19 protein-coding genes and 2 tRNA genes are annotated in these 22,703 nt (G+C 62.1%); 11 read left to right on the forward strand and 10 right to left on the reverse strand.

Annotation, left to right across the window (positions count from 1 at the left end; genetic code table 11):
* Window positions 1-131: 131 nt before the first annotated feature.
* From gyrA to EB835_RS03235, 8 genes are all read left to right on the forward strand, one after another.
* Window positions 132-2,732 carry a DNA gyrase subunit A gene (gyrA, locus tag EB835_RS03200; protein WP_135808024.1) on the forward strand — a complete coding sequence of 867 codons (2,601 nt, stop codon included), beginning with the start codon at window positions 132-134 and terminating at the stop codon, window positions 2,730-2,732.
* The gene (locus EB835_RS20530; protein WP_240688523.1) at window positions 2,729-3,577 is read left to right on the forward strand and encodes a DUF3566 domain-containing protein; all 849 of its coding nucleotides are present in this window, start codon (window positions 2,729-2,731) and stop codon (window positions 3,575-3,577) included. Before gyrA ends, EB835_RS20530 begins: the two co-directional genes overlap by 4 nt.
* 151 nt (window positions 3,578-3,728) lie before the next feature.
* A tRNA-Ile gene (locus EB835_RS03210) sits at window positions 3,729-3,802 on the forward strand.
* Between the two features lie 171 nt (window positions 3,803-3,973).
* A tRNA-Ala gene (locus EB835_RS03215) sits at window positions 3,974-4,046 on the forward strand.
* Between the two features lie 441 nt (window positions 4,047-4,487).
* Entirely contained in the window at window positions 4,488-5,936 is a 1,449-nt protein-coding gene (locus EB835_RS03220) for an MDR family MFS transporter (RefSeq protein WP_135808197.1), read from the forward strand.
* Window positions 5,937-6,096: 160 nt separating this feature from the next.
* Window positions 6,097-8,688 carry an excinuclease ABC subunit UvrA gene (locus EB835_RS03225; protein ID WP_135808025.1) on the forward strand — a complete coding sequence of 864 codons (2,592 nt, stop codon included), beginning with the start codon at window positions 6,097-6,099 and terminating at the stop codon, window positions 8,686-8,688.
* Window positions 8,689-8,846: 158 nt separating this feature from the next.
* A complete protein-coding gene (locus EB835_RS03230; protein ID WP_135808026.1) occupies window positions 8,847-10,178 on the forward strand; it encodes a sodium:proton exchanger in 1,332 nt (443 codons plus the stop codon).
* A 10-nt stretch (window positions 10,179-10,188) separates the two neighbouring features.
* Window positions 10,189-10,860, forward strand: coding sequence for a metal-dependent transcriptional regulator (locus EB835_RS03235; protein WP_135808027.1), 672 nt, complete (start codon window positions 10,189-10,191; stop codon window positions 10,858-10,860).
* Between the two features lie 27 nt (window positions 10,861-10,887).
* Here EB835_RS03235 and EB835_RS03240 read toward each other — a convergent pair whose 3' ends face one another.
* From EB835_RS03240 to EB835_RS03250, 3 genes are all read right to left on the reverse strand, one after another.
* Complete coding sequence (locus EB835_RS03240; protein WP_276605977.1) at window positions 10,888-11,613, reverse strand: amino acid ABC transporter ATP-binding protein; 726 nt, start codon at window positions 11,611-11,613, stop codon at window positions 10,888-10,890.
* The gene (locus EB835_RS03245; protein WP_135808028.1) at window positions 11,613-12,278 is read right to left on the reverse strand and encodes an amino acid ABC transporter permease; all 666 of its coding nucleotides are present in this window, start codon (window positions 12,276-12,278) and stop codon (window positions 11,613-11,615) included. The genes EB835_RS03240 and EB835_RS03245 overlap by 1 nt, the downstream gene beginning before the upstream one ends.
* A gap of 107 nt (window positions 12,279-12,385) precedes the next feature.
* Window positions 12,386-13,180, reverse strand: a complete 795-nt coding sequence (locus tag EB835_RS03250) for a transporter substrate-binding domain-containing protein (protein WP_205749850.1) — start codon at window positions 13,178-13,180, stop codon at window positions 12,386-12,388.
* A gap of 617 nt (window positions 13,181-13,797) precedes the next feature.
* On the opposite strand from EB835_RS03250, the gene EB835_RS03255 reads away from it, so the two are divergent.
* Window positions 13,798-14,277 (forward strand): MarR family winged helix-turn-helix transcriptional regulator, encoded by a 480-nt coding sequence (locus tag EB835_RS03255; RefSeq protein ID WP_205749851.1) that lies wholly within the window; start codon window positions 13,798-13,800, stop codon window positions 14,275-14,277.
* Here the strand turns inward: EB835_RS03255 and EB835_RS03260 are convergent.
* Complete coding sequence (locus tag EB835_RS03260; RefSeq protein ID WP_168216618.1) at window positions 14,254-14,865, reverse strand: TetR/AcrR family transcriptional regulator; 612 nt, start codon at window positions 14,863-14,865, stop codon at window positions 14,254-14,256. The two genes, EB835_RS03255 and EB835_RS03260, sit on opposite strands and share 24 nt — an antisense overlap.
* Window positions 14,862-15,632, reverse strand: a complete 771-nt coding sequence (locus EB835_RS03265; protein ID WP_135808031.1) for an alpha/beta fold hydrolase — start codon at window positions 15,630-15,632, stop codon at window positions 14,862-14,864. The genes EB835_RS03260 and EB835_RS03265 overlap by 4 nt, the downstream gene beginning before the upstream one ends.
* Window positions 15,633-15,789: 157 nt before the next feature.
* On the opposite strand from EB835_RS03265, the gene wrbA reads away from it, so the two are divergent.
* Window positions 15,790-16,404 (forward strand): NAD(P)H:quinone oxidoreductase, encoded by a 615-nt coding sequence (gene wrbA, locus EB835_RS03270; RefSeq protein ID WP_205749852.1) that lies wholly within the window; start codon window positions 15,790-15,792, stop codon window positions 16,402-16,404.
* Entirely contained in the window at window positions 16,401-17,846 is a 1,446-nt protein-coding gene (locus EB835_RS03275; protein ID WP_135808033.1) for an MFS transporter, read from the forward strand. The genes wrbA and EB835_RS03275 overlap by 4 nt, the downstream gene beginning before the upstream one ends.
* 879 nt (window positions 17,847-18,725) lie before the next feature.
* Here the strand turns inward: EB835_RS03275 and EB835_RS03285 are convergent.
* From EB835_RS03285 to EB835_RS03310, 5 genes are all read right to left on the reverse strand, one after another.
* Window positions 18,726-19,340: an SGNH/GDSL hydrolase family protein gene (locus EB835_RS03285; RefSeq protein WP_135808035.1), complete on the reverse strand. Its 615-nt coding sequence runs from the start codon at window positions 19,338-19,340 to the stop codon at window positions 18,726-18,728.
* Window positions 19,337-20,125, reverse strand: a complete 789-nt coding sequence (locus tag EB835_RS03290; RefSeq protein ID WP_135808036.1) for an N-acetyltransferase — start codon at window positions 20,123-20,125, stop codon at window positions 19,337-19,339. The genes EB835_RS03285 and EB835_RS03290 overlap by 4 nt, the downstream gene beginning before the upstream one ends.
* 152 nt (window positions 20,126-20,277) lie before the next feature.
* Window positions 20,278-20,922 carry a YybH family protein gene (locus EB835_RS03295; RefSeq protein ID WP_240688524.1) on the reverse strand — a complete coding sequence of 215 codons (645 nt, stop codon included), beginning with the start codon at window positions 20,920-20,922 and terminating at the stop codon, window positions 20,278-20,280.
* 390 nt (window positions 20,923-21,312) lie between these two features.
* Window positions 21,313-21,783, reverse strand: a complete 471-nt coding sequence (locus EB835_RS03305) for a GNAT family N-acetyltransferase (protein ID WP_168216621.1) — start codon at window positions 21,781-21,783, stop codon at window positions 21,313-21,315.
* A 494-nt stretch (window positions 21,784-22,277) separates the two neighbouring features.
* Window positions 22,278-22,613, reverse strand: a complete 336-nt coding sequence (locus EB835_RS03310) for a hypothetical protein (RefSeq protein ID WP_135808040.1) — start codon at window positions 22,611-22,613, stop codon at window positions 22,278-22,280.
* Window positions 22,614-22,703: the final 90 nt, after the last annotated feature.

The raw sequence follows: 22,703 nt of genomic DNA on the forward strand, positions 1-22,703 counted from the left end.
ACCGAGTCACCGCCTCGGTGCCGGTGAATGTTCGGTGCCGCACCGACCTCCACTCTTTGAACTCACCAATCGCCGCCGTGCACGGCTGAGATCCAGCCGGACACGGTTCGAACACAAGGGAAGAGCCCACATTGGCCGACGAGAACGATATCGGAACAGAAATCAACCGGGTCGAACAGGTTGATCTCAACCTCGAAATGCAGAGGTCCTACCTCGATTACGCGATGAGCGTGATCGTCGGACGTGCTCTGCCCGACGTCCGTGACGGACTCAAGCCCGTCCACCGCCGCGTGCTCTACGCGATGTTCGACGGCGGCTACCGCCCCGATCGGAACTTCTCGAAGTGCTCACGCGTGGTCGGCGACGTCATGGGCCAGTACCACCCGCACGGTGACACGGCGATCTACGACGCCATGGTCCGCCTCGTGCAGCCGTGGACGATGCGCTACCCGCTGGTCGCCGGACAGGGCAACTTCGGCTCTCCCGGTGACGATGGTGCGGCCGCGCCCCGTTATACCGAGTGCAAGATGGCGCCGTTGGCCATGGAGATGGTCCGCGACATCGAAGAGGGCACCGTCGACTTCCAGGACAACTACGACGGGCGCAATCAGGAACCGATGGTTCTGCCCTCCAGATTCCCGAACCTGCTGGTCAACGGCTCGGCGGGCATTGCCGTGGGCATGGCCACAAACATTCCTCCGCACAATCTGCGCGAGGTCTCTGCCGGTGCCCAGTGGCTGCTGTCGCATCCGGAGGCGAGCAAGGAAGAGGCGCTCGAGGCGCTGCTCGGCATCATCAAGGGACCCGACTTCCCGATGGGTGCGACGATCCTCGGCCGCAAGGGCATCGAGGACACCTATCGGACCGGCCGCGGATCGATCACTCAGCGCGCGGTCGTCGAGGTCGAAGAGATCCAGGGTCGCACCTGCCTCGTCGTTACTCAGCTGCCGTACATGGTCAACCCGGACACCCTGGCCGCGAAGATCGCCTCCTATGTCAAGGACGGCAAGGTGGCCGGCATCGCGGATCTGCGTGACGAGTCCTCGGGTCGTACCGGTCAGCGCCTGGTCATCGTGCTCAAGCGCGATGCCGTGGCGAAGGTCGTGCTCAACAACCTGTACAAGCACACTTCGCTGCAGGAGAACTTCTCCGCGAACATGCTGGCCCTCGTCGACAGCGTGCCGCGCACGCTGAGCATCGACTCGTTCCTGCGGCTGTGGGTCAAGCACCAGATCGAAGTCATCGTCCGCCGCACGCAGTTCCGACTGCGCAAGGCCGAGGAACGTGCGCATATCCTGCGCGGCTACCTCAAGGCTCTCGACGCCCTCGATGAGGTCATCGCTCTGATCCGCCGCTCGCCGTCCTCGGATGAGGCGCGGACTGGTCTGATGGAGCTGCTCGAGGTCGATGAGATCCAGGCCAATGCGATCCTCGACCTGCAGCTGCGCCGACTGGCCGCCCTGGAGCGTCTGAAGATCCAGGAAGAGGCCGACAAGATCGAAACCCTTATCGCCGAGTACAACCACATCCTCGAAACCCCGTCCCGCCAGCGCGAGATCGTGTCCGAGGAACTCGACGAGCTCGTCGAACGCTACGGTGACGACCGCCGCACGAAGATCCTCGCCGGCTTCGACGGAGACGTGTCCATGGAGGACCTCATCCCCGAAGAGGAGGTCGTCGTCACGATCACCCGCGGCGGCTACGCGAAGCGGACCCAGACGAACCTCTATCGCGCCCAGCACCGAGGCGGCAAGGGCATCAAGGGTGCCGCGCTGCGCGGCGATGACATCGTCGAACAGTTCTTCGTCACCTCCACCCACAACTGGCTGCTGTTCTTCACGAACACCGGCCGCGTGTACCGGGCCAAGGCCTACGAGCTGCCCGAGGGTTCACGCGATGCCAAGGGCCAGCACGTGGCGAACCTGCTCGCCCTGCAGCCGGGTGAGTCGATCGCACAGGTGCTGTCGATCCGTGACTATGAGGAAGCCGACTTCCTCATCCTCGCCACGAAGTCCGGTGTGGTGAAGAAGACCCGCCTGAGCGAATACGACTCGAACCGCACCGGCGGTGTCATCGCGATCAACCTGCGCGAATACAAGGGTCAGCCCGATGAGCTGGTCTCGGCCCGCATCGTCGGCGCCGATGACCATCTGCTGCTGATCTCGCGCAAGGGCATGTCGATCCGCTTCGCCGCCGATGACGAGTCGATCCGCCCCCTGGGCCGGGTCACCGGAGGCGTCACCGGTATGAAGTTCAAGGACGACGATGAGCTGCTCACGATGGACGTCGTCCAGCCCGACACCTATGTCTTCGTCGTCACCGAGGCCGGCTTCGCCAAGCGCACCCCGGTCGACGAGTACCGTCTGCAGGGCCGCGGAGGTCTGGGAATCCGGGTTGCGAAGATCACCGAACAGCGCGGAGACTTGGTAGGCGGGCTCATCGTCGAAGACGGTGAGGAGGTCCTCGTGGTCATGGAGCGCGGTAAGATCGTTCGGTCGAGCATCGATGAAGTTCCGGCGAAGGGACGCAACACCATGGGTGTGGTGTTCGCGAAACCGGACAAGAAAGACCGTATTATCGCAGTGACCCGTGGGCCCGAGGCCGAGGTCGAAGACGAAGACGATGCCGAAGTCCCGGAAGATGGAGTTCCCGAAGGCGAGGTTCCCGAGGGTGGAGTTCCCGAAGGTGAGGTCGCAGAGCCTCAGACCGGCAACGAGGATGTGGAAGAGTGAGCGATAGCAAACAGCCAGGCTCAGGCAAGATCATACGCACGTCGAGCGGCTCGACCCGTCTGACGGCTGGGTCGTCGAAGGCGGACGAGAAGTCGGCCGACGCCACCGGTTCCGGCTCGAACAAACGGTCCGGTTCGGGCACCAAGCAGGGATCCGGCTCCGGCAGCGGTTCCTCGGGACCGAACAGCCAGAATGCCACCGTCGTCGCTCCTCCGGCGCCGAAGCCCAACCGGGCTCCCTCCGCCGGTTCGACACCATCTGCACAGACCGGTTCGCAGGGAACAGGTGCAGCAGCGTCCGGTTCGCAGGGCTCGGGCGCACAGACCGGTTCGCAGGGCTCGGGCTCCCAGGGAACGGGCGGCGGCAACCGCAGTGCCACCTCGGTGATGGGAAACGCCGCGAACACCGTCCGCGCCAGCTCCGGCGGCGTGAAGATGGGTGTGAAGAACATGGTCGACAGCGGCCAGGGCAAGAAGAAGAAGGGCCCCCGCACCGTCCGCCTCACCGTCTCCGCGGTCGACCCGTGGTCGGTCATGAAGATGTCGTTCCTCATGTCCGTGGCGATCGGCATTGCGACCATCGTCGCCTTCATCGTGCTGTGGGTCGTGCTGCAGGCGACCGGCGTGATGAGCGGCCTCGAATCGACGATGAGTGAGCTCGCCGGCGCGGAGTCGGCTGAGCGGATCATCGGCATCTTCGGCTTCGGCCGGGTCGTCGCCGCAGGCTTCATCATCGCGGTCATCAACATCGTGCTGATGACGGCTCTGTCGACCTTGGCGGCGTTCATCTACAACATCGGGTCCCTCATCGCCGGCGGCTTCAGCCTCACCCTCACCGACGACTGAAATTACTACCTGACGGCGGCTCAGCAACCTCGCGCAAGGTTGCAGAGCCGCCGTCAGGTAGTTCTGGGAGGGTGTGAGGGGTGTCACTGAGCATCGATTTGTGTTTGTCTGCAGTGGATGGGTATTGTTTTACTTCGGGTTCACCCGATGAGGGCCTATAGCTCAGGCGGTTAGAGCGCTTCGCTGATAACGAAGAGGTCCCTGGTTCAAGTCCAGGTAGGCCCACGTCCTGTCACAACAGGATTTCCTTTCGAGGAGGATCATGAGAAGATGGATTCTCAGCGGTCTCACTTTAGTGGGGCTGGGAGTGTTCTTCGGGTGGCGGCACCAGAACCAGAGTGTCCAGACCGAATGGTCCCAGCACACCGACTCGGTGTGAGGGTGTGAACCCGTTTCGGGGGTATGGCGCAATTGGTAGCGCATCTGCTTTGCAAGCAGAGGGTTAGGGGTTCGAGTCCCCTTACCTCCACTCGAGTAGTTTTGAGACAGCACTCGTAACACGAAGGCTCCGAACCAAAGTGGTTCGGAGCCTTCGTCGTTGCCGGCCCGCGTGAGCCCCACCGGTCCGAAACCCGCCCGTGTGAGTCCCACCGGTCCGAAACCCGCCCGCCTGGACTCCAACGCCCGATTCCGTTGTGACCTCGCCGAGGCGGGGCCAGCCGTCACCGGTGCCCGCAGTGACGAAGATCGCCGCGGTTTCGGGTTCTCCCCACTGTCGGGCGGAGATGGGAATACGTTAGTGTGAGTTGCTGTTGACTCTTTCGTCTGCGCGTCGATTCGGCATCTGCGTGCGACCTCCGCCCACACCCAGGGCCCAACAGATACATCCGAACGGAGCCCCGTCTTGTCCAGCGACAGCTCACCCGCACACGCGCAGACACATCAGCCCGAGACCATCGACCCCGCAGGTATGAAGGTCATCTGGCTGCTGCTGGTGGCCGCCTTCGTGGCCATCCTCAATGAGACCACGATGGCCATCGCCATTCCCGAACTCAATAAGGCCCTCGGCATTCCACCCGAGCTCGGTCAGTGGCTGACCAGCGCATTCATGCTCACCATGGCCGTCGTCATCCCGACGACCGGCTTCCTCCTCCAGCGATTCACGACGCGCCAGATCTTCTTGGCCGCGATGATGCTGTTCTCTGCGGGCACGCTCATCTGTCTGGTCTCGCAGGGATTCATCCTGCTCCTCATCGGTCGGATCGTCCAAGCTGCAGGCACCGGCATCATGATGCCGCTGCTGATGACCACGATGATGAACGTGGTCCCGGCGCACTCACGCGGTCGGATGATGGGTCGAGTCGGCCTCGTCATCTCACTGGCCCCGGCCATCGGACCGACGATGTCAGGCATCGTGCTCGATTCGCTGGGCTGGCGCTGGCTCTTCGGCATCATCCTGCCCATCGCGCTCATCGCACTGGCACTCGGTGCGAAGTGGATGACCAACCTCGGCGAGTCGACGCACGCCCCGATCGACGTCGCCTCCATCGTCCTGTCCGTGTTCGCCTTCGGCGGCATCGTCTACGGCCTCAGCCAGTTCGGCGGCGGCCACGGCGGTGAGGCAGGCGGCGGATCGACGAGCACCCTGGCCTGGGCGACTATCGCCGGCGGCCTCGTCTTCCTCGCCCTCTTCGTCTGGCGTCAACTCGTCCTGCAGAAGGGCGATCGCGCCCTGCTCGACCTCCGTGTGTTCAGTTCCCGCAACTACGTCTTCTCGGTCATCATCATGGCCATCGTCGCCCTGTCGATGTTCGGCACCTTCTCCCTGCTGCCGCTGTACCTGCAGAGCGTCGTCGGACTCGGCGCCACGCAGTCCGGCCTCGTCCTCCTGCCGGGTTCGGTGATCATGGGTCTGCTCGGACCGGTGATGGGACGGATCTACGACGCGCAGGGACCGAGGACGCTGCTCGTGCCCGGCACCATCATGATCGCCGCCGCGATGTTCGCCTACTCGACAGCCGGGGTCGGAACGCCGATCTGGCTGCTCATCATCGTCCAGATCATCATGTCGGTGGGCCTCGCCGCATCGTTCACCCCGCTGTTCTCCGCTTCGCTGGGATCGCTGGAGCGCCACCTGTACTCGCATGGTTCGGCTGCGCTGAACACCCTGCAGCAGGTCGCAGGTGCCGCGGGCACCGCGCTGCTCATCTCGATCTACTCCGCGGCCCTGCACTCGGGACAAGCGGAGGGCAAGTCCATCCCCGAGGCGGGTGCCCCAGGTGGCCACGCCGCGTTCCTGCTGGCGACGGTCATAGCGATCGTTCCCGTCGTCCTCGCCTTCTTCATCCGCAAGCCCGAGGACCAGGAGGACTACCCCGCCGAAGTGGTCGAACCGACCGCGGCCAGCCCCGCCGAATAGAGGGAAACGTCGCCGAACGACAGGTGCCCCCGTCAACAGACGGGGGCACCTGTCGGCTGTCAGCCGTTCCTGAGATCCGGGATTACCGGGGACTCCGGGAACATCGTGAATACGGCGGCCGCCTCGGCGATTCGAGATCTCGCCTTGGTACGGTGACCACATGACCTCATCTGTGCCCTCGGACCCGATGTCCTCACCCCAGATCCAGCCGGACGTGCGGGTCCGCGGGGCCAGGGAACACAACCTGCGCAATATCGATCTCGTCGTGCCCCGGGACGCACTCGTCGTGTTCACGGGAGTGTCCGGATCTGGAAAATCCTCCTTGGCGTTCGGCACCCTCTACGCCGAATCCCAGCGCCGGTACCTCGAATCCGTGGCCCCCTATGCGCGCCGGCTCATCGATCAGGCCGGCGTTCCGGACGTCGATTCGATCACCGGGATGCCGCCGGCCGTGGCGCTGCAGCAGCAGCGAGGCGGTCGCAGCGCCCGCTCGAGCGTCGGCAGCATCACGACAGTCTCCAGCCTCGTCCGGATGCTCTACTCCCGCGCCGGGCTCTACCCCGACGATCAGCCGATGCTGCTGGCCGAGGACTTCTCGACGAACACCGTCCAAGGAGCCTGCCCCGAATGCCACGGCATCGGCCGCGTCTATGCCGTGCCCGAAGAGCGGATGGTGCCCGACCCGAATCTCACGATCCGTGAACGGGCCATCGCCTCCTGGCCGAAGGCCTGGCACGGCCACCAGCTGCGTGATGTTCTCGTGGCGCTCGGCTATGACGTCGATGTCCCCTGGAAGGATCTGCCGCGAGAACACCGCGACTGGATCCTCTACACAGAAGAGACCCCGCACCTGCCCGTCCACTCGCGGCTCACCCTCGCCGAGGCGCGGGAGGCGATCGCCGCCGGTGAGGAGCCGACCTATTCCGGGACCTTCGTCGGCGCCCGGAAGTATGTGCTCGATACGTTCGCGAACACGAAGAGCGCCGCAATGAAACGGCGAGTTGCGGAGTTCCTCACTGCCGCGCTCTGCCCGGTCTGCCAGGGCAAACGCCTCAAACCCGAGGCCCTGTCGGTGACGATCGCCGGACTCGACATCGCCGAGTTCTCCGCTCTGCCGCTGCACGAGCTCATGACCGTCGTCGACGATGAGGTCGCCGCGGCGAAAACGGTCATGGAGACAGACCGAGACCCCGCCGATGCCGCCTCGGACACGGCAGGCGGCGATCATCCGTCGGCGGAGAAGTCGGCTGCGTTCGTCCGCCTCGGCGAGGGCCTCATCGATCGTCTGCGGCCCATCGTCGACCTCGGCCTCGGGTACCTCTCACTCGGACGGACCACTCCAACTCTGTCCGGCGGCGAACTCCAGAGACTGCGGCTGGCAACCCAGCTGACCTCGGAGCTCTTCGGCGTCGTCTACGTGCTCGACGAGCCTTCCGCCGGACTCCACCCGCAGGACATCGATGCACTGCTGGGCATCCTCGACGGGTTGAAGAAGCGCGGAAACAGCCTCTTCGTCGTCGAACACTCCGTGGACATCATGCGCCACGCCGACTGGCTCGTCGACATCGGCCCCGGTGCCGGCGAACGCGGCGGCGAAGTCCTCTTCAGCGGACCCACGGCGGGCCTGGCCGACGTCGACGAATCGGTGACCCGGGGCTATGTCTTCGGAGGGCGCGGACTCGAACCTCGCGAACCCCGCCGGCCCCGAGGCTGGATGCACCTGGAGAACATCCGCCGCAATAACCTCGACGACATCAGCCTCGACCTGCCGTTGGGCGCATTGACCGCAGTCACCGGAGTGTCGGGATCGGGAAAATCCAGCCTCGTCAGCCAGGTGCTCCCAGAGGTCGTCGGCGACCGTTTGGGAACCTCTGCCGCTGACGAACCCGCACCCGACGATGACGAACTCCTCCTGGTCGACGAATCCGAGGAACTCGAAGGCGCGGTGACCGGTGAACTCACCGGGATCCGCCGAGTCGTGAGCATCGACCAGAAACCCATCGGCCGCACACCCCGGTCGAATGTCGCCACCTACACGGGGCTGTTCGACCATGTTCGCCGCCGCTTCGCCAAGACCCCCGAGGCTCGGGAGCGCCGATACAAGCCCGGACGCTTCTCCTTCAACGTCTCCGGCGGACGCTGCCCCACCTGTGAAGGTGAAGGATCGGTGATGGTCGAGCTGCTGTTCCTGCCATCGGTCTACGCCGAATGTCCCGATTGCCACGGCACCCGCTTCCAGTCGAGCACCCTGGAGATCCTGTGGCGTGGACGCAATATCGCCGAGATCCTGGGCATGAGCGTCGAAGATGCCCACGAGTTCTTCGTCGGCGAATTCGACATCATGCGATCGCTGACCGCCCTCATCGACGTCGGACTCGGCTATCTGCGTCTGGGACAACCCGCCACCGAACTCTCCGGCGGCGAGGCCCAACGGGTCAGACTCGCCAGCGAACTCCAACGCTCTGAGCGCGGTGACACCCTCTACATCCTCGACGAACCGACCTCCGGGCTGCACTGCGCCGATGCCGATCGACTCGTCAATCACCTGCAGTCACTCGTCGATGCCGGCAACACCGTCGTCATGGTCGAACTCGATATGCGCGTCGTCGCCGTGGCCGACCACGTCGTCGAACTCGGTCCCGGAGCAGGGGAGGACGGAGGCCGGGTCGTCGCGACCGGCACGCCCGCCGACATCGTCGCCGCCGGAGTGGGGCCGTCCGCGAACTACCTGGCTGCCGCACTGCAGGAATGAGTTCGCGAGTCCAGTGATCTGAGGCACACGCCGCCATTCCGGGAGGCCATCCGATCCGCATGAGACCGCGGATCCCGAGACTTTGCGAAATTGTTGGACGCGTCTAAGTCTCAGTTGTCCGTAGACACACCCGATTGGCGGCGGGAAGTCTGGAAGACATGCCCACCGCACTCATCCGCCGAATCGTGATCTGCCTGATCATCGCCGCACCCGCCGTGGTGCTGCGCATCTCCGGCACCGAGGTGGCCCCCGTCATCGAACTGCTGACGTTCGGCGGCGCCATCGTCGCCGCCGCCTTCCTGCTCGCCTGGGCTACGGAGGCGGCGCAGAAGGACATCTCGGGAGCCCTGGCGATCGCGCTGCTGGCGCTCATCGCGGTCCTTCCCGAATACGCCGTGGACCTCTACTACGCCTTCCGATCCGGATCGGAGCCCGAGTATCTGCACTTCGCTGCGGCGAACATGACCGGGTCGAACCGACTGCTGCTCGGATTCGGCTGGCCGCTGGTGGTCATCATCGCCCTCCTCGTCGCCCGCCGGATCTCGAAGCGCACGAAAGCCCCTGTCCAGACCTCCCTGCGCCTCGGCGCAGACAGCCGCATGGACATCGGCTTCCTCATCATCCTCGGCGTGCTCGCTTTTGCCATCCCCGTCTTCGGCAGCATCCCCATCTGGTTCGGCATCGGCCTCATCCTCATCTTCGGCGCCTACCTCTGGCGTGCCGGACAGGCGGCAGGAGATGACGAAGAGGAGTTCGTCGGCGCCGCCGCACTCATCGTGTCGATGTCGACGAAGGCCCGCCGGACCACGGTGATCGCCCTCTTCGCCGTCTCCGCCGGAATCATCCTCCTCTCCGCCGAACCCTTCGCCGAGGCGCTCGTGGCCTCGGGTGAGAGTCTCGGCATCGACAGCTACTTCCTCGTCCAATGGCTGGCTCCGCTGGCGTCGGAGGCACCTGAGTTCATCATCGCCGCGATGTTCGCCGTCCGCGGCATGGGGGCGGCAGCGATCGGCACACTCATCGCCTCGAAGGTCAACCAGTGGAGCCTGCTCGTCGGATCCCTGCCGATCGCCCACCTCGCCGGCGGTGGCGGCCCCGGACTGCCGCTCGACGGGCGCCAGATCGAGGAGTTCACGCTCACGGCCACGCAGACCATCCTCGGTGTGGCGATCATTCTGGCCCTGCGCTTCCACTGGGCCCCCGCACTGGGACTCGCTGGGCTCTTCGGGCTGCAGTTCTTCGTCACGGATACGTCCGGACGCTACGTCCTCTCCGCGATCCAGGCGATCCTGGCGATCGTCTTCCTCATACTCCACCGGGGCGACATCCTCCCCACCCTCGCAGCTCCGTTCCGTCGTCCCCCGCGTGAGACCGCAGGTGAGAGCGGGACCGAAGCCCTCGCCGAGGCGGCTTCCACCGACCGCCTTTCGCACAGTCACTCTCGGGCTGGGTCCGTGAGCGCATCCGGTCCTGAGAAGGCCGATGCGTAGAATGAGGACCATGCCGCGCCCCAGTGTCACTCGCATGGTCGAGGACTATGTCACTCTCATCTGGAAAGCCTACGAATGGCCCGGCGGTCGTCCCGCCACCACCGAGATGGCCGAGCAGCTGGGAGTCACCGCCTCGACGGTATCGGCGAATCTCAAGAAGCTCGCGCGCGACGGCTATATCGACTACGAACCCTACGGCAGCATCGTCCTCACCGAGACCGGCCGCGAGATCGCTGTGGCCATCGTCCGCCGCCACCGGATCGTCGAGACTTACCTCGTCGATGCCCTCGGGCTGAGCTGGGATCAGGTCCACGAGGAGGCCGACCGCCTCGAACATGCGGTCTCCGACCTCGTACTCGAACGGATGAACGTCGTGCTCGGGCATCCGGAACGGGACCCGCACGGCGACCCCATTCCGGATACCCACGGTCATACGACTCCAGTGCCGAGCCGTCGGCTGGAGGAGACGACTCCCGGTGTCGTGGTCGAGGTGGTGCGGGTCTCGGACCGCTCGCCGGAGCTGCTGCGCTATCTCACCGAGCGGGGAATCGTCATCGGCTCTCGGCTGATCGTTGAGTCCGTGAGCTCGGCCGCCTCATCGATCGCCATCGACATCGACGGGGAGCACATCGAGCTCGCCCTCGACGCCGCCGAGGCGATCCGCGTCGAACCCCAGCCCTGATGCTGCTCGAGGTTCGGCGAACTGTCCTCACAGCACCTTGTTGAGGAAGGACTTCGTCCGCTCTGACTTCGGCGCCTTGAAGATCTGCTCAGGGGTGCCCTCCTCGACGATGACTCCGCCGTCCATGAACAGCACTCGATCGGCGACCTCGCTGGCGAAGCCCATCTCATGGGTGACGACGACCATGGTCATCCCCTCCTCAGCCAGCTGCTTCATCACGGCGAGGACCTCGCCGACGAGTTCGGGGTCGAGAGCACTGGTCGGCTCATCGAAGAGCATCATCTTCGGCTCCATCGCCAACGCTCGAGCGATCGCAACGCGCTGCTGCTGGCCGCCGGAGAGCTGAGCCGGGTAGGCGTCGGCCTTGTCTCCGAGTCCGACCTTGTCGAGCAGCTTCGATGCTCGGTCACGGACCGCCTCGGCACTGAGACTGCGGACCTTGAGCGGTGCCAGGGAGATGTTCTCGAGCACGCTCATATGCGGGAACAGGTTGAACTGCTGGAAGACCATGCCGATCTCCGTGCGCACCTCATTGATGTTCGTCTGTCTGTCGGTGAGGCTCTTGCCGTCGATGACGACCTCGCCGCTGGTGATCTCTTCGAGCATGTTCAGACAGCGCAGGAACGTTGACTTGCCGGAGCCGCTGGGGCCGATGACGCAGACGACTTCCTGAGGTTCGACATCGCAGTCGATGCCGCTGAGCACCTCGTTGTCACCGAAGGATTTGTGCAGATCGGCTACGTGGATGATCATCAGTGAGTCAGCCTCTTCTCCATGACGTTGAGGACCTTCGACAGGGTCAGCGTGATGACCAGGTAGAAGACTGCGACCGTGGTGTAGATTTCGACCGCATTGAAGTGGTTGGACGCGACGAGGCGGCCCTGGAAGATGAGCTCGGGAACGAGGATGACCGACAGCAGCGACGTGTCCTTGATGCTGATGATGAACTGGTTGCCCAGCGGCGGGATCATCCGTTTGAAGGCCTGCGGCCAGATGACATAGCGCATCGTCAGATGCTGAGAGAGCCCAAGGGATCGGCCCGCCTCCATCTGGCCCTTCTCCACGGATTGGACGGCGCCGCGGACGATCTCGGCGATATAGGCTCCCGAATTCAGCCCGATGACGATGATGCCCGCTGTCAGTGAGGGGATGTTGAAGCCGATGATGAGCGGCAGGGCGAAATAGATCCAGATGGCCTGAACCAGCACCGGGGTGCCGCGCAGCAGCTCGATATAGGCCGTCGAGATCCCGTAGACGATCTTGCTGCGCGAGATCCTCCCGAGTCCGAAGACCGCTCCGAGGACGAAGCCGATGATCAGCCCGATGACGGAGACGAGCAGAGTGTAGTAGAGGCCCTGCAGCAGGGCCGGAATGTAGTCGATGACTCCGAGCCAGTTGAATTGGGCTAATCGGGACATATCTTCCTTCCACAGGACTGCGGGCACGGGATCACTCCCCTGCCCGCAGTCCGCTGTGCACTCACATCAGAGCTGGACTCATAGCACGCGTGTGCATCTGCAGGATGTCAGTCTTCGGCCGGCGGCTCTTCGCCGAACCATTCCTTGTACATCTCTGCGTATGTGCCGTCTTCCTTGATCGTCGCCAGTGCTTCGTCGACGGCCTTGACGAGGTTCGGATTGTCCTTGGAGATGGCGATTCCGTAGTCCTGCGCTTCGAGCAGGTCGCCGACCATCTTCAGCTTGTCCTCACCTTCGGTGCGGATGTAGTAGGCGACGTTCGGCTGGTCGTACAGGACTGCGTCGGCGCTGCCGGATTCGACCGCGAGGTAGGCCTGATCGAGCTGTTCGTACGTCTTTGCCTCCGCACCTTCGATGTTGTCCTCGATATAGGCGGCACTCGTCGATCCCAGACGGGTCGCGACGGTCTTGCCGTCGAGGTCGTCGATGCTCTTGATGTCATCGTTGTCGGTGGGCACACCGAGGATGAGGCCGGACTTGTAGTACGGGTCGGAGAAGTCAATCGTCTGCTTGCGTTCGTCGGTGATGCTGATGCCGGCCACGGCCAGATCGAACGACCCGGTCTGGAGTCCGGGGATGATGCCGTCGAAGTTGGTCACTTCCTGTTTGAGTTCGAACCCGGCTTCTTCGGCGACAGCGGTGATGAGGTCGATGTCGAAGCCGACGTACTTGCCGTCCTCCTTGAACTCGAAGGGGACGAACGAGGTGTCGGTGGCGTAGGTGTAGGTATCCTCGAGCGGCGCATCTTCGTCGCTGCCGGAGGAGCAGGCCGAGAGTCCGGCCGTCAGGGCCAGGGAGGCCGCGATCGCAATTCCCGAGAAGAGCCGCTTTCTGACGTTCACATCTGCCTCACATTCAAAGAACATCCATTGGTCTTTAAGAATTTTCACAGTATGTCGAGGGGTGCAGGAGAGTCAAAGTGACTCAGGTCTCATACTACACCTGACACCTCCGTCTGCTCTGTCCTCGAGGGCCCGGGCGGTCACTGAGAAAGGGCCGTGAGGAAACCGGTCATCCGGACCATCGTTGCAGGTCATGGCCTCGAACATGGGTTGATCAGAGCGAATGTCCGCCGAGGTTGTCCACCGTTGCCGCGCCCACTTGAGAAGCGTTATACAAACGCAACTTGATGTGCCGAGCCGATCCCTGATCGATCTCACGGAGCGAAACGACGAAGGCCCGGCCGGCAGCGATGGGATCGCTGCCGACCGGGCCGACCGGTCGCCTCGGCGCCGGAGTTCTCAGGAATGAACCTGAGGTCTCACACCTGCTCAGACGCGCGGATCCGGACCGCCGGTGCAGCGGGACAGATTTGGGACCGCTCTAGGTCTGCAGCACGCTGCGGTTGTGAGGACGATCGGTTCTCGGCGGGTATTGCCACGAAGTCATATTCTCAGCTGCGAGAAGCTGCATGACTGGTGGGACCTGAGATATCAGCACGTAGGAGGATAATGGGGCTGTGGACGATTTCCGGACAGAAGCCAACCTTTCTGATGTTATGCGGGCTGTCGGTATCCTGTATCGGCGCGCGGCACGCACGTTCGCGCAGGACCGCTCCAGCTTGCCAGTCGGCATCCGCGCCGTGCTCGAACTGCTTGCGTTCACAACACCACAGACTGTGCCCCGCATTGCGGAGGCGTTGATGTTCAGTCGTCAGTTCGTACAGCGCAATGTCGACCACGGAGTCGATCTGGGCATCTTTCGGTTCCAAGACAATCCGGCTCACCGCCGATCGAGGTTGGTATTCGTCACCGCTGAAGGGCGGACGGCAATTGACCGTGTGCTGCAACGTGAGCAGCGACTCCTCGCGGCAGCCGGAGAACAGTTGACCGAGGACGAGATCTCGACATGTCTGGACGTGCTCGACACCATTCGGGAACGCACAGACTGGGGATCAGCTGCTGAGGGCGGCGGACTAGTCGGCGACGAAGGCGCGTGATCCGAGATCGACGAGCCAGGTCCGCCATTCGTCGAATGTCCAACCGCATTCAATGACGAGTGGACCAAAAGAGGCGACGCTTGCACAGGCATAGAGCAGATCGGCGACACGTTGCTGCTGAGCCTCGGGCCGTACTCCGGGAAGCTTGAGCAATCGGTCAGCGAGGGCCCGGCTGAATTTGTGGCGCTGCTCATGCAGATCTTCCAGAAGCACCGCCACCTGGGGATCTGCTGCCGCTGACTGGATCACGAAATAGATGGAAGAAACCTTCTCGGTCGCCACTGCGACTTGATCCGCGACGATCCGCCACGCATCCTCAGCAGACGGCATCTCCTCAATGCTCTGTGCCCACTCTCGGTCAAGCAGCGGACGCACATCACCGCCGCCGATCGCATAGTCATGGGCGGCTTTGAGTACTCCGACTTTTGACGTATATGCCGAGTAGATCGTCTGCACGCTGACGTTCGCCTGAGCTGCGATATCCGCGATCGTCGTTGCGACGTAGCCCTCATTGACGAATAACGCACAAGCAGCTTCGGCAATGCGTCGTCGGGCCTGTTCATCCTTCGGCCTTCCTCGCCCACTCACTGTTTCGACCTCAACAGGCGTCCGATCTGAGTTCCGAGGAATTCAGGGTCCTCGGCGTGAGCAAGATGCCCGTGACCTTCGAGCACGGTGACTTCGGCAGAAGGTATGGCTGCGGAGGCACGTTCGAAGGCAGGGCCATATGGCGATACGCCTCGGCAATATTCTCCGACAAGGAATGATGCGTCGATCGAACCCCAGTCAGCCGTGGTTGAGAAGCTGTTCAGTGCTTCGAGCTCTGCGGCCAGTGGTGCGGCCAATTCGCGAAGATGCGTCCAGGTCGGGGTTTCCCGAAGCGCAGCGATTTCGACTGCAGGCATTTTGGAGATGTCCCGATTGAGGATCACGACTCGTTCGTCGAGGTTGGCAGCGGCTAGCGCTGGAACCGCCTCACCAGCGAAGGGCGGCAGGACCGGGTCGTAGGCAATAACGGAAGTGACGCGGCTGTCGCGAGCGGCGGTTTCCAGAGCGATTGTGCCGCCCAGGCTCCACCCCACCAGAATGATCGATCCACCAACTTCGTCGATCCATGCACGCAAGTCGCCGACCTCGGTGAATAGGTCGTAATCCGTACCCTGAGGACCGCTGTCTCCGCGGCCGCGGCGGTTGACGATCAGCATCGGTCCGGCATGGCCGATCGCTTCTGCGACCGGCACGAAATCGGCTGCGTCGGCCATCGCTCCGGCGACGATGATGATCGCAGGTCCGTCGCCCGAGCGCCAGAGTGCGTGCAACCGTACGCCGGCAGAGCGGATGATGCGCGATTCCATATCTCACACATCCCTTTCCAGGTGTGGGAATGAATTTCTAGAATTATAGTATCTAAATTCGTTGTCAGCGTCGAACTGAAGTCTCACCCCTGTTGACGTCACGGACCAAGCTGGCTAGATTACTAGAAACAGATTCTAGAAAAGGATTAAATTTATTATGACGCGATTGGCAATCATCTACTATTCGTCGACAGGATCAGTGCACGATCTGGCGCAGGCATACGCTGCCGGTGCACAAGCGGCAGGAGCTGAAGTCCGACTGCGTCGCGTGGCCGAGCTCGTCCCGCGTGAGATCGTCGAGAGAAACAAAACGTGGCAGGTTCATCTTGAAGCGACAGCACACATCCCGACTGCTTCGGTTGAGGACCTGATCTGGGCAGACGGCTTTGCGCTCGGCACACCGACTCGCTTCGGCCAGCCTGCGGCGCAGCTCAAACAATTCATCGACTCCGCCAGCTCTGCGTGGAGCGCCGGTCATCTCGCGGGCAAACCAGCCTCGGGTTTCACCAGCGCCCACGAACGTCACGGTGGGCATGAGGCGACACTCCTCGCCCTCTACCACACCTTCTGTCATTGGGGTTCGCTCATCTTGCCGACCGGATACGAGAACTACGAGGTCGCGCATGCGGCTGGCGGCAACCCTTACGGTGTCAGCAGCATCGGCGGTGACGGAGCGCCAGGGTCAGCTGTGCTCGAGCAGGCTCGGCACCAGGGTCACCGCCATGCAGTGTTGGCCCGTGCAGTGCAGGACACCAGGGCCGAGGCAGCATGAGAGCCGATATGGGCTCGTCGCCTACGGACTCCGAGCCGAGTACGTCAATCAGCAAGCGTCGGTGGTGGGCTCTGAGTTTCCTCACCGGTGCGAATCTGCTGGCATTCGCATCTGTCACCATCATGAACGTGGCCCTGCCGCAAACCCAAACTCAACTGAGTATGACGGACGGCTCTGCTCACGCCGTCCTCACCGTCTACTCTCTGACATTCGGCACACTGATCCTGGTCGGTGGACGGATTGCTGACACATTGGGCCTGCGCCGGTGTCTCACAGGCGGGCTCATCGCATTCGCGCTATCTTCATTGCTCGGCGGATTCGCTGCCGTACCGGCAGTCCTTCTGGTGGCACGGGCACTGCAGGGCGGAGCCGCTGCCTTCATCGCAGCAACGGCGATTCCACTCATGTCAGTGATCTTCTCCAGCGGCCGGAATCGCAGTATCGCCTTCGGCACGCTCGGAATAGTCATGGGCATCGGCACAGCCGGGTCATTCGTGCTCGGAGGGGCCATGGCGGACATGCTGTCTTGGCGGTGGAGTCTTCTCATCAATGTACCGCTGGCTCTCCTCACCGCGGCCGGCATCCACATGACGGTTCCGAAGCACAGAAGCAGCTCGAACACAGGACTCGATCTCCGTGGAGCGGTTCTTGCAAGCCTTTCGCTCGGATTGTTGGTTTTCGGCTTGGATCGAGCGAGCGAATTGGGCTGGCAGCATTCCGGCGCTCATGCATCGCTTGCCGGTGGCATTCTCGGTATAGGACTTTTCGTCGTCTCACTTCGTCGAGCGAAACAGCCGCTCATTCCGCTGCACCTCCTAAGCAGTCGAGCGCGAGTTGCGGGCTATCTCGCTGCCTTTTTCGCAGGAATAGCGATGTTTGCGGGGATGTTCGTCCTGACGTCCTTTATGCAGAGTGCTTGGCACGTTTCGTCCCTGCTAATGGGGCTTGCGTTTCTGCCCTTTGCAGCCGGTGCCACCATCGTGACAGTGGTTCTGCCACGCATCCGTTCCTATATCGCGCCCCCGCAGGTGCTGGCTGCCGGACTGATGCTCGCTGCCGGCGGATTGGCCAGTCTGGGATTTCTCAATTCTGAATCAGGCTACAGTGGGGGAATCCTGACTGCCATGTTGCTGCTGGGCGCCGGCGGCACCGTCGTTATGGTCACAGCCGGTGATGTTGCAACTGCAGAGGCAGCAGACGATTCCGGTGTCGCGGGCGCGCTTGTGAATTCATCTCAACAGGTAGGTGCGGCTCTCGGAACCGCGGCGGTCGGAGCTGTGATCCAGTCAGCCATACAGGGAGCAGAAACCGGGGAATCAGAACCAATTGCTGCGACAGTTGCCGGCTACGCCCAAGGGGGTCTGATCGGCGCCGCCATTGTGACCGCTGCCGCGATCGCAATGTTTGCCATTCGAGCACCAGCAGTTTCTGAGGCGTCGTGACAAGAATGGTGTCATTCATGCCTGGCTTCACCCGCCTGATGAGAATGTGCTCTTCTACGCACCCATGGCACAGGGCAGGACGGAGTACAAGCAGACAGTGCCTGAGTGGGCGCCCGAATCCAACCCAAGGAGACGATCCCGCTCGTATTCGGCCACAGAACAGTGCCTCACTCAACTCTGTGCTCAAGGCAGGGCTTTTACGCGACCCGATGCTTGATGATGGTGGTGAAGACGGACTCGACCTGATTTTCAGAAGTCGGCTGAAAGCGAACCGACGCGCTGGTTTGTGATGGCAGCCGCAGACCGCTGTGAGTCGAGGGTTACGCGGTCGAGCGATCGGTCTCCTCGGCCGTGGCGTAGAAGTCGGCCATGAGCTGCCAGAATACAAGAGTCAGCGACATTTGAAAGACAACGGCCGGAACGGTCTGAGCAGCTGATTTTCGCCAAGCGCCAGCGATCGACACAGCCATCGCTGCAGTGGACACAGCGTTGACGGTCGAAGCTTTGTCAAAGCGGAGTCGCTCACTCCAAAGTTCTTCACCCAACATAGCTCGTGTCGCCCACGCACGCTCATCGCGCGGGCTTCGGAACACGATTGGATTCAGCACCATCCACGCAGCGACTGCCGCACCCGCCCGCGGGCTGCGCTTCCAAAAGGGTAGGACAACGAGTGGAACAGAGGCCCACCGGGACCACGCACTGAGCGGATTCGAGTGCCGCGCGAAGACCCAGCGTTTGAGCCGGGCCGAACCGGTGCACACGGTTGCACCCGGGCGATTTGTACTGCTATTCATAGTTTTTCGTCACTCCTGAAAGCTGATCTTCTCGGCTGTTGACGAGAAGCTGACCAGCCGGCCACGATCGGGCGCGGAACGGCTGTCAAAGTGATCCCAGCCGCAGAGTCTGCAACGTGGTGTCTGCGATGTGTCGATGACCGACAGCATTGGGGTGGGTGCTGTCGTCCATCCAAGCAGTTGGAATCTCAGTGCCGAAGCGCTGACGCCAGTGCTGGTCATGGTCGACGAGGATGGCACCTTCGACTGTGGCGATGGTCCGAATCACTTCGGCATATGCGGTGAGCCATCGCTGTCGTTGCGCAGGGGCATCCGGCATGACGAGGGCCGGGGTATGGAGGACGACCGTCGAGCGGATCCTATTGCCCCTTCGCACGATCTCAGTGAGTTGGCTATGAAAGCCGGTGAGTCCGGACTCGCCTTCCAGAGCATCGTTCGTACCGAGCGATACGCTGAGCACCTGTGGTTTGAAGCGACCGACGAGATACTCGAAATCAGCGTTGATGTCGTGGGCTGTCCAGGCGGAGACACCGGAGTTGATCACTATGTCCCGCACCCGACCGATTTCCCAGCGAATCTGCTCGCTGACCAGTTCTACCCAGGAACGAGCGCCGTGTGTGTGATAGACCCCTTGAGTGATGCTGTCGCCGGTGAATACCCAGGTGGCTTGGGAAGGGAGGTCGAATTCGAGCCCTTTCATGGCTCGGGGACCTCAGACAGCGGACCGCCGGTGGGAACAACCCGATCCAGTGTGTCGTGGCTGACCCAGATATTGGGTTCGACATACGTTGCGATGTCGTACTCAACGTCGCAGCTTACTGGAGTCAAAGCGTGCGGCACGTGGACCGGGCCCGAGGCGTCGAATGGCAGGTTCGTCCACTCCTGCCATTCGCTGATTCTCCCGGTGACGACCATGGATCGCAGCGCCACAGCTTCAATGGTTCCCCCGGCGCGAACGTGTGTGCGTAGCCATGGGTCGAGAGGAAGGCCGTCGTCGCGGGTTCGCAGGGCGTATGTCTGCATGTCCTCAAGCGGATCCCTCTTGCCGTTGGGGCGAACTGGGGCCAGGAGCTGGGAGAAACCGAGTTGTCGGGCATTGGCGCGCGCAGCCGCCAGGATTTGGGCAGAGATTCCTCTGCCTTGCGCGTCTGATCGCACTGCGATCTCCAGCGCAGAAATGGCGTTCGGTGTACTCCCGGTCAACAGACTGTGTAAACCGCGACGAATCACTCCGTCCCAGCCGTCTGCAGGAAGCTCACCGCTGGAGGGCAGTTGAAAGGGTATGGAGTGAGCTTTGGCGATGATCGTGCCGTGGTCATCCAACGCCAGCAGAGTGTAATCGGCGAGCCGGAGCAGGACGTCGGAGTTGTAAAACAGCTCGCCGAACGGATCCTGACGGATGAACTCTGGCCAGGTGTTCTCCATATTCAGCAGATCATGAAGCAACTCGGGGTGAGACTTGAGGCTTACGAATCTCAGTTCCATGCTTCCACCCTAGTGCGAGAGAATATTTTGTGCATTATAATTCTAGAAAATAATATAGAAAACTGACAAAGAGTCGTTTTGGTCGTGTCTGACAGCGAGACTGGCTGTGCCGGCGAGCTTCACTCGCGACCGCGATTCCCAACGTGATGGGCTCATTGGATCGCTTCCGGCATATGCGGGTCCTGCCGGTGCTGAAGCGCCGCTGTCCGCGCTGTGCCGAAGGGGTTGTCGATGAGATACCGCCAGAATCCGTCGTCTCCGCGGCGGGCGACGTCGGTGGCCGTGCCGCGGATATTGACCAACTCGCCTTCTGATGTAGTTCCCGAGATCGACCAGTCGACGATGAGGAGGGCTATGTCACCCGCTTCGTACAAGTGGCGAAGACGCACGTCAAGGGGTAGTCCAAGCGACTGAAACGATGCGTTCGCGGAGATTCGGTCCTGACCGAAATGCGCAGTGCCGGGGGGCGAGACAAATGTGCTGGATTCCTCGTACATGAGTTCAATCTTCAGAGGGTCTCCGCTGTTGAAGGCGCGGGCGAATGCTGCGGGATGATCGGCAGCTGTGGTCGAAAGTGATACGTCGGAGGTATCGATGAAATGGTGATCAGTCATAGGAACAGTGAAGAGTGTCGCGCTGTGACTAACCAAACGGAGAGTGACGCCGGGTGGGACGACGGCCTCGTTCCTGGAGTGATCGGGCGCACCGTCGAACCTCATCACGAGTGTCCTGTCGAAGTGGCGCTTGAAGCCGTCAAAGGACGATGGACCACGCTTGTTCTGCGGGATCTGATGCATGGAGTCAGAACGTATAGCGCACTATCGCAGGGATTGCCGAAACTGAGCGACAAAGTTCTCGTCGATGTTCTGGCTCACCTGCGCAAGCAGGGTCTGGTCTGCCGGACCGTGGTTCGGGGTTATCCAAACCGAACGCTCTATGGAATGACGGCGGACGGATGGAAACTTCGTCCACTGCTCGTCGAGCTCTATCGAACAGGTGAACGGTTGAGGCAGCGGCCCTGAGGCGTATTGTGCGACCCCGGCGGACCTGCAGCGGCAGTCCGGCTGGCAGAACTGCCTTCGGTGAGTTGGTGCGTCTGCTGCCGAGGAAGCAGGCAGCTTTCGTCGGTGTGTATCGACTGCCGCGAGGAGCCGACTCAGGAGTGTGTCACGGAGGTGACGTATCGGTCAGCGGTGGAGAGTCGGCACTGGTGGCCGTCCCTGCCGTTGGTACCGACTCAACCACAGACTTGGCAGCGCTTCTGTGTCGTCGAGGTGTGAAAAGCCGAGTGACTCATAGAGCCAGCGGGCCGGTTGGTTTTCGCGTCCAGTCGACACATCTATCGGCCCTGAGCCAAGGGAAAGGATGAGCCTACGGGCCAATCCGCGGCGGTGCCAAGATGGTGCAACAAACAGGCGATCGACTTCGAGCGAGGATCCGATGTCAGAATAGGCGATCGCCGCAACGATCGCAGTTTTTGTCCATGCGACATGCCATGTCAGGCTCTTGGCAATGAGCAACTCTGCGGACTCGCCAAGCTGAGGGATGCGGTAGTCACCGATGAGTGCCGCTTCAACGGCAAAAGCATGTCGCTGCACGTCGTTCAATTCGTGGGAGGCTTCGACAACCTCTTGGGGTGGAAGACGGGCGATGTCCACGCCATCATGCGGGCTATTCATTGGGGCGGGCTCCCGTCTGCGACGATCTCGGGGTTCGGGAGATCTGCATCGGACGAAGGGCAATATAGCCCCAGGGCGCATCGATGGTGATGGCACCCGGGATGCCGCATCACGTTCCGAGGCTCATGTGTGGAGTGCATTGCGCTGGAGGTAGCTGTGCTCAAGGTTTATGCGTATCATGACAACCAGGGTGTCAGAAGTTTGATATTCAGTTCAATCGCAGTCGGTATCAGAATTCGCTCTTCTGCGGCTCTCCTGGGCGGCGGTGCCTCACTGCTTCATTGATGAAGAGGTGGCGGCGCATGAGTCCTGGTGATCTCTTGAACGGGTGACGCGGCACTTACTATTGTAAAGTATAAATATTACTTTACTGCTGATGGGAGATATGCATGACGTACATCGCCGGCAGCACTCGCAATTGTCGTCGGGGGCGTCTCGCAGCTGTCTGGGTGCGTGAGTAGGATCGCACGCTCTCAGCTGTCGATGTCCATTTCGATCTGGTCGGCTTGTAGGAATTCCTCTTGCCTGTTCTCGACGAACCCATTCTCGCCGCGCGGTGGGTGCACCCGAATGACCACACACAGCGATGAGCGGAGACAGTCGCTGACTTCGATCATGCGGAGTCTGACATTGCTCATCATGCAGCGGCCAACGCGTGTGCCCCTGAAGTTCGCCATGCGGCGATCCTTCTTCCACTCTGCATTCAGTCGCCGTGTGGGCCGGAGCTCTCGTCGCTGTCCGAGTTTCGAATTCAGTATGAACGACACTGCGGGCAGCGAACGGAACAACGAGTTGACGATGACGGCCATTCTGTTCGGCGCCCTACCGCGGACCATGGCGGTGTCAGGTTCGAGAATGGCAACTGCCTCAATCGGTGCTGAACCCCTGATCGCTGGGGA

Origin of the sequence: Brevibacterium sp. S22 (assembly GCF_004745485.1) — a bacterium.
Taxonomy (GTDB): domain Bacteria; phylum Actinomycetota; class Actinomycetes; order Actinomycetales; family Brevibacteriaceae; genus Brevibacterium.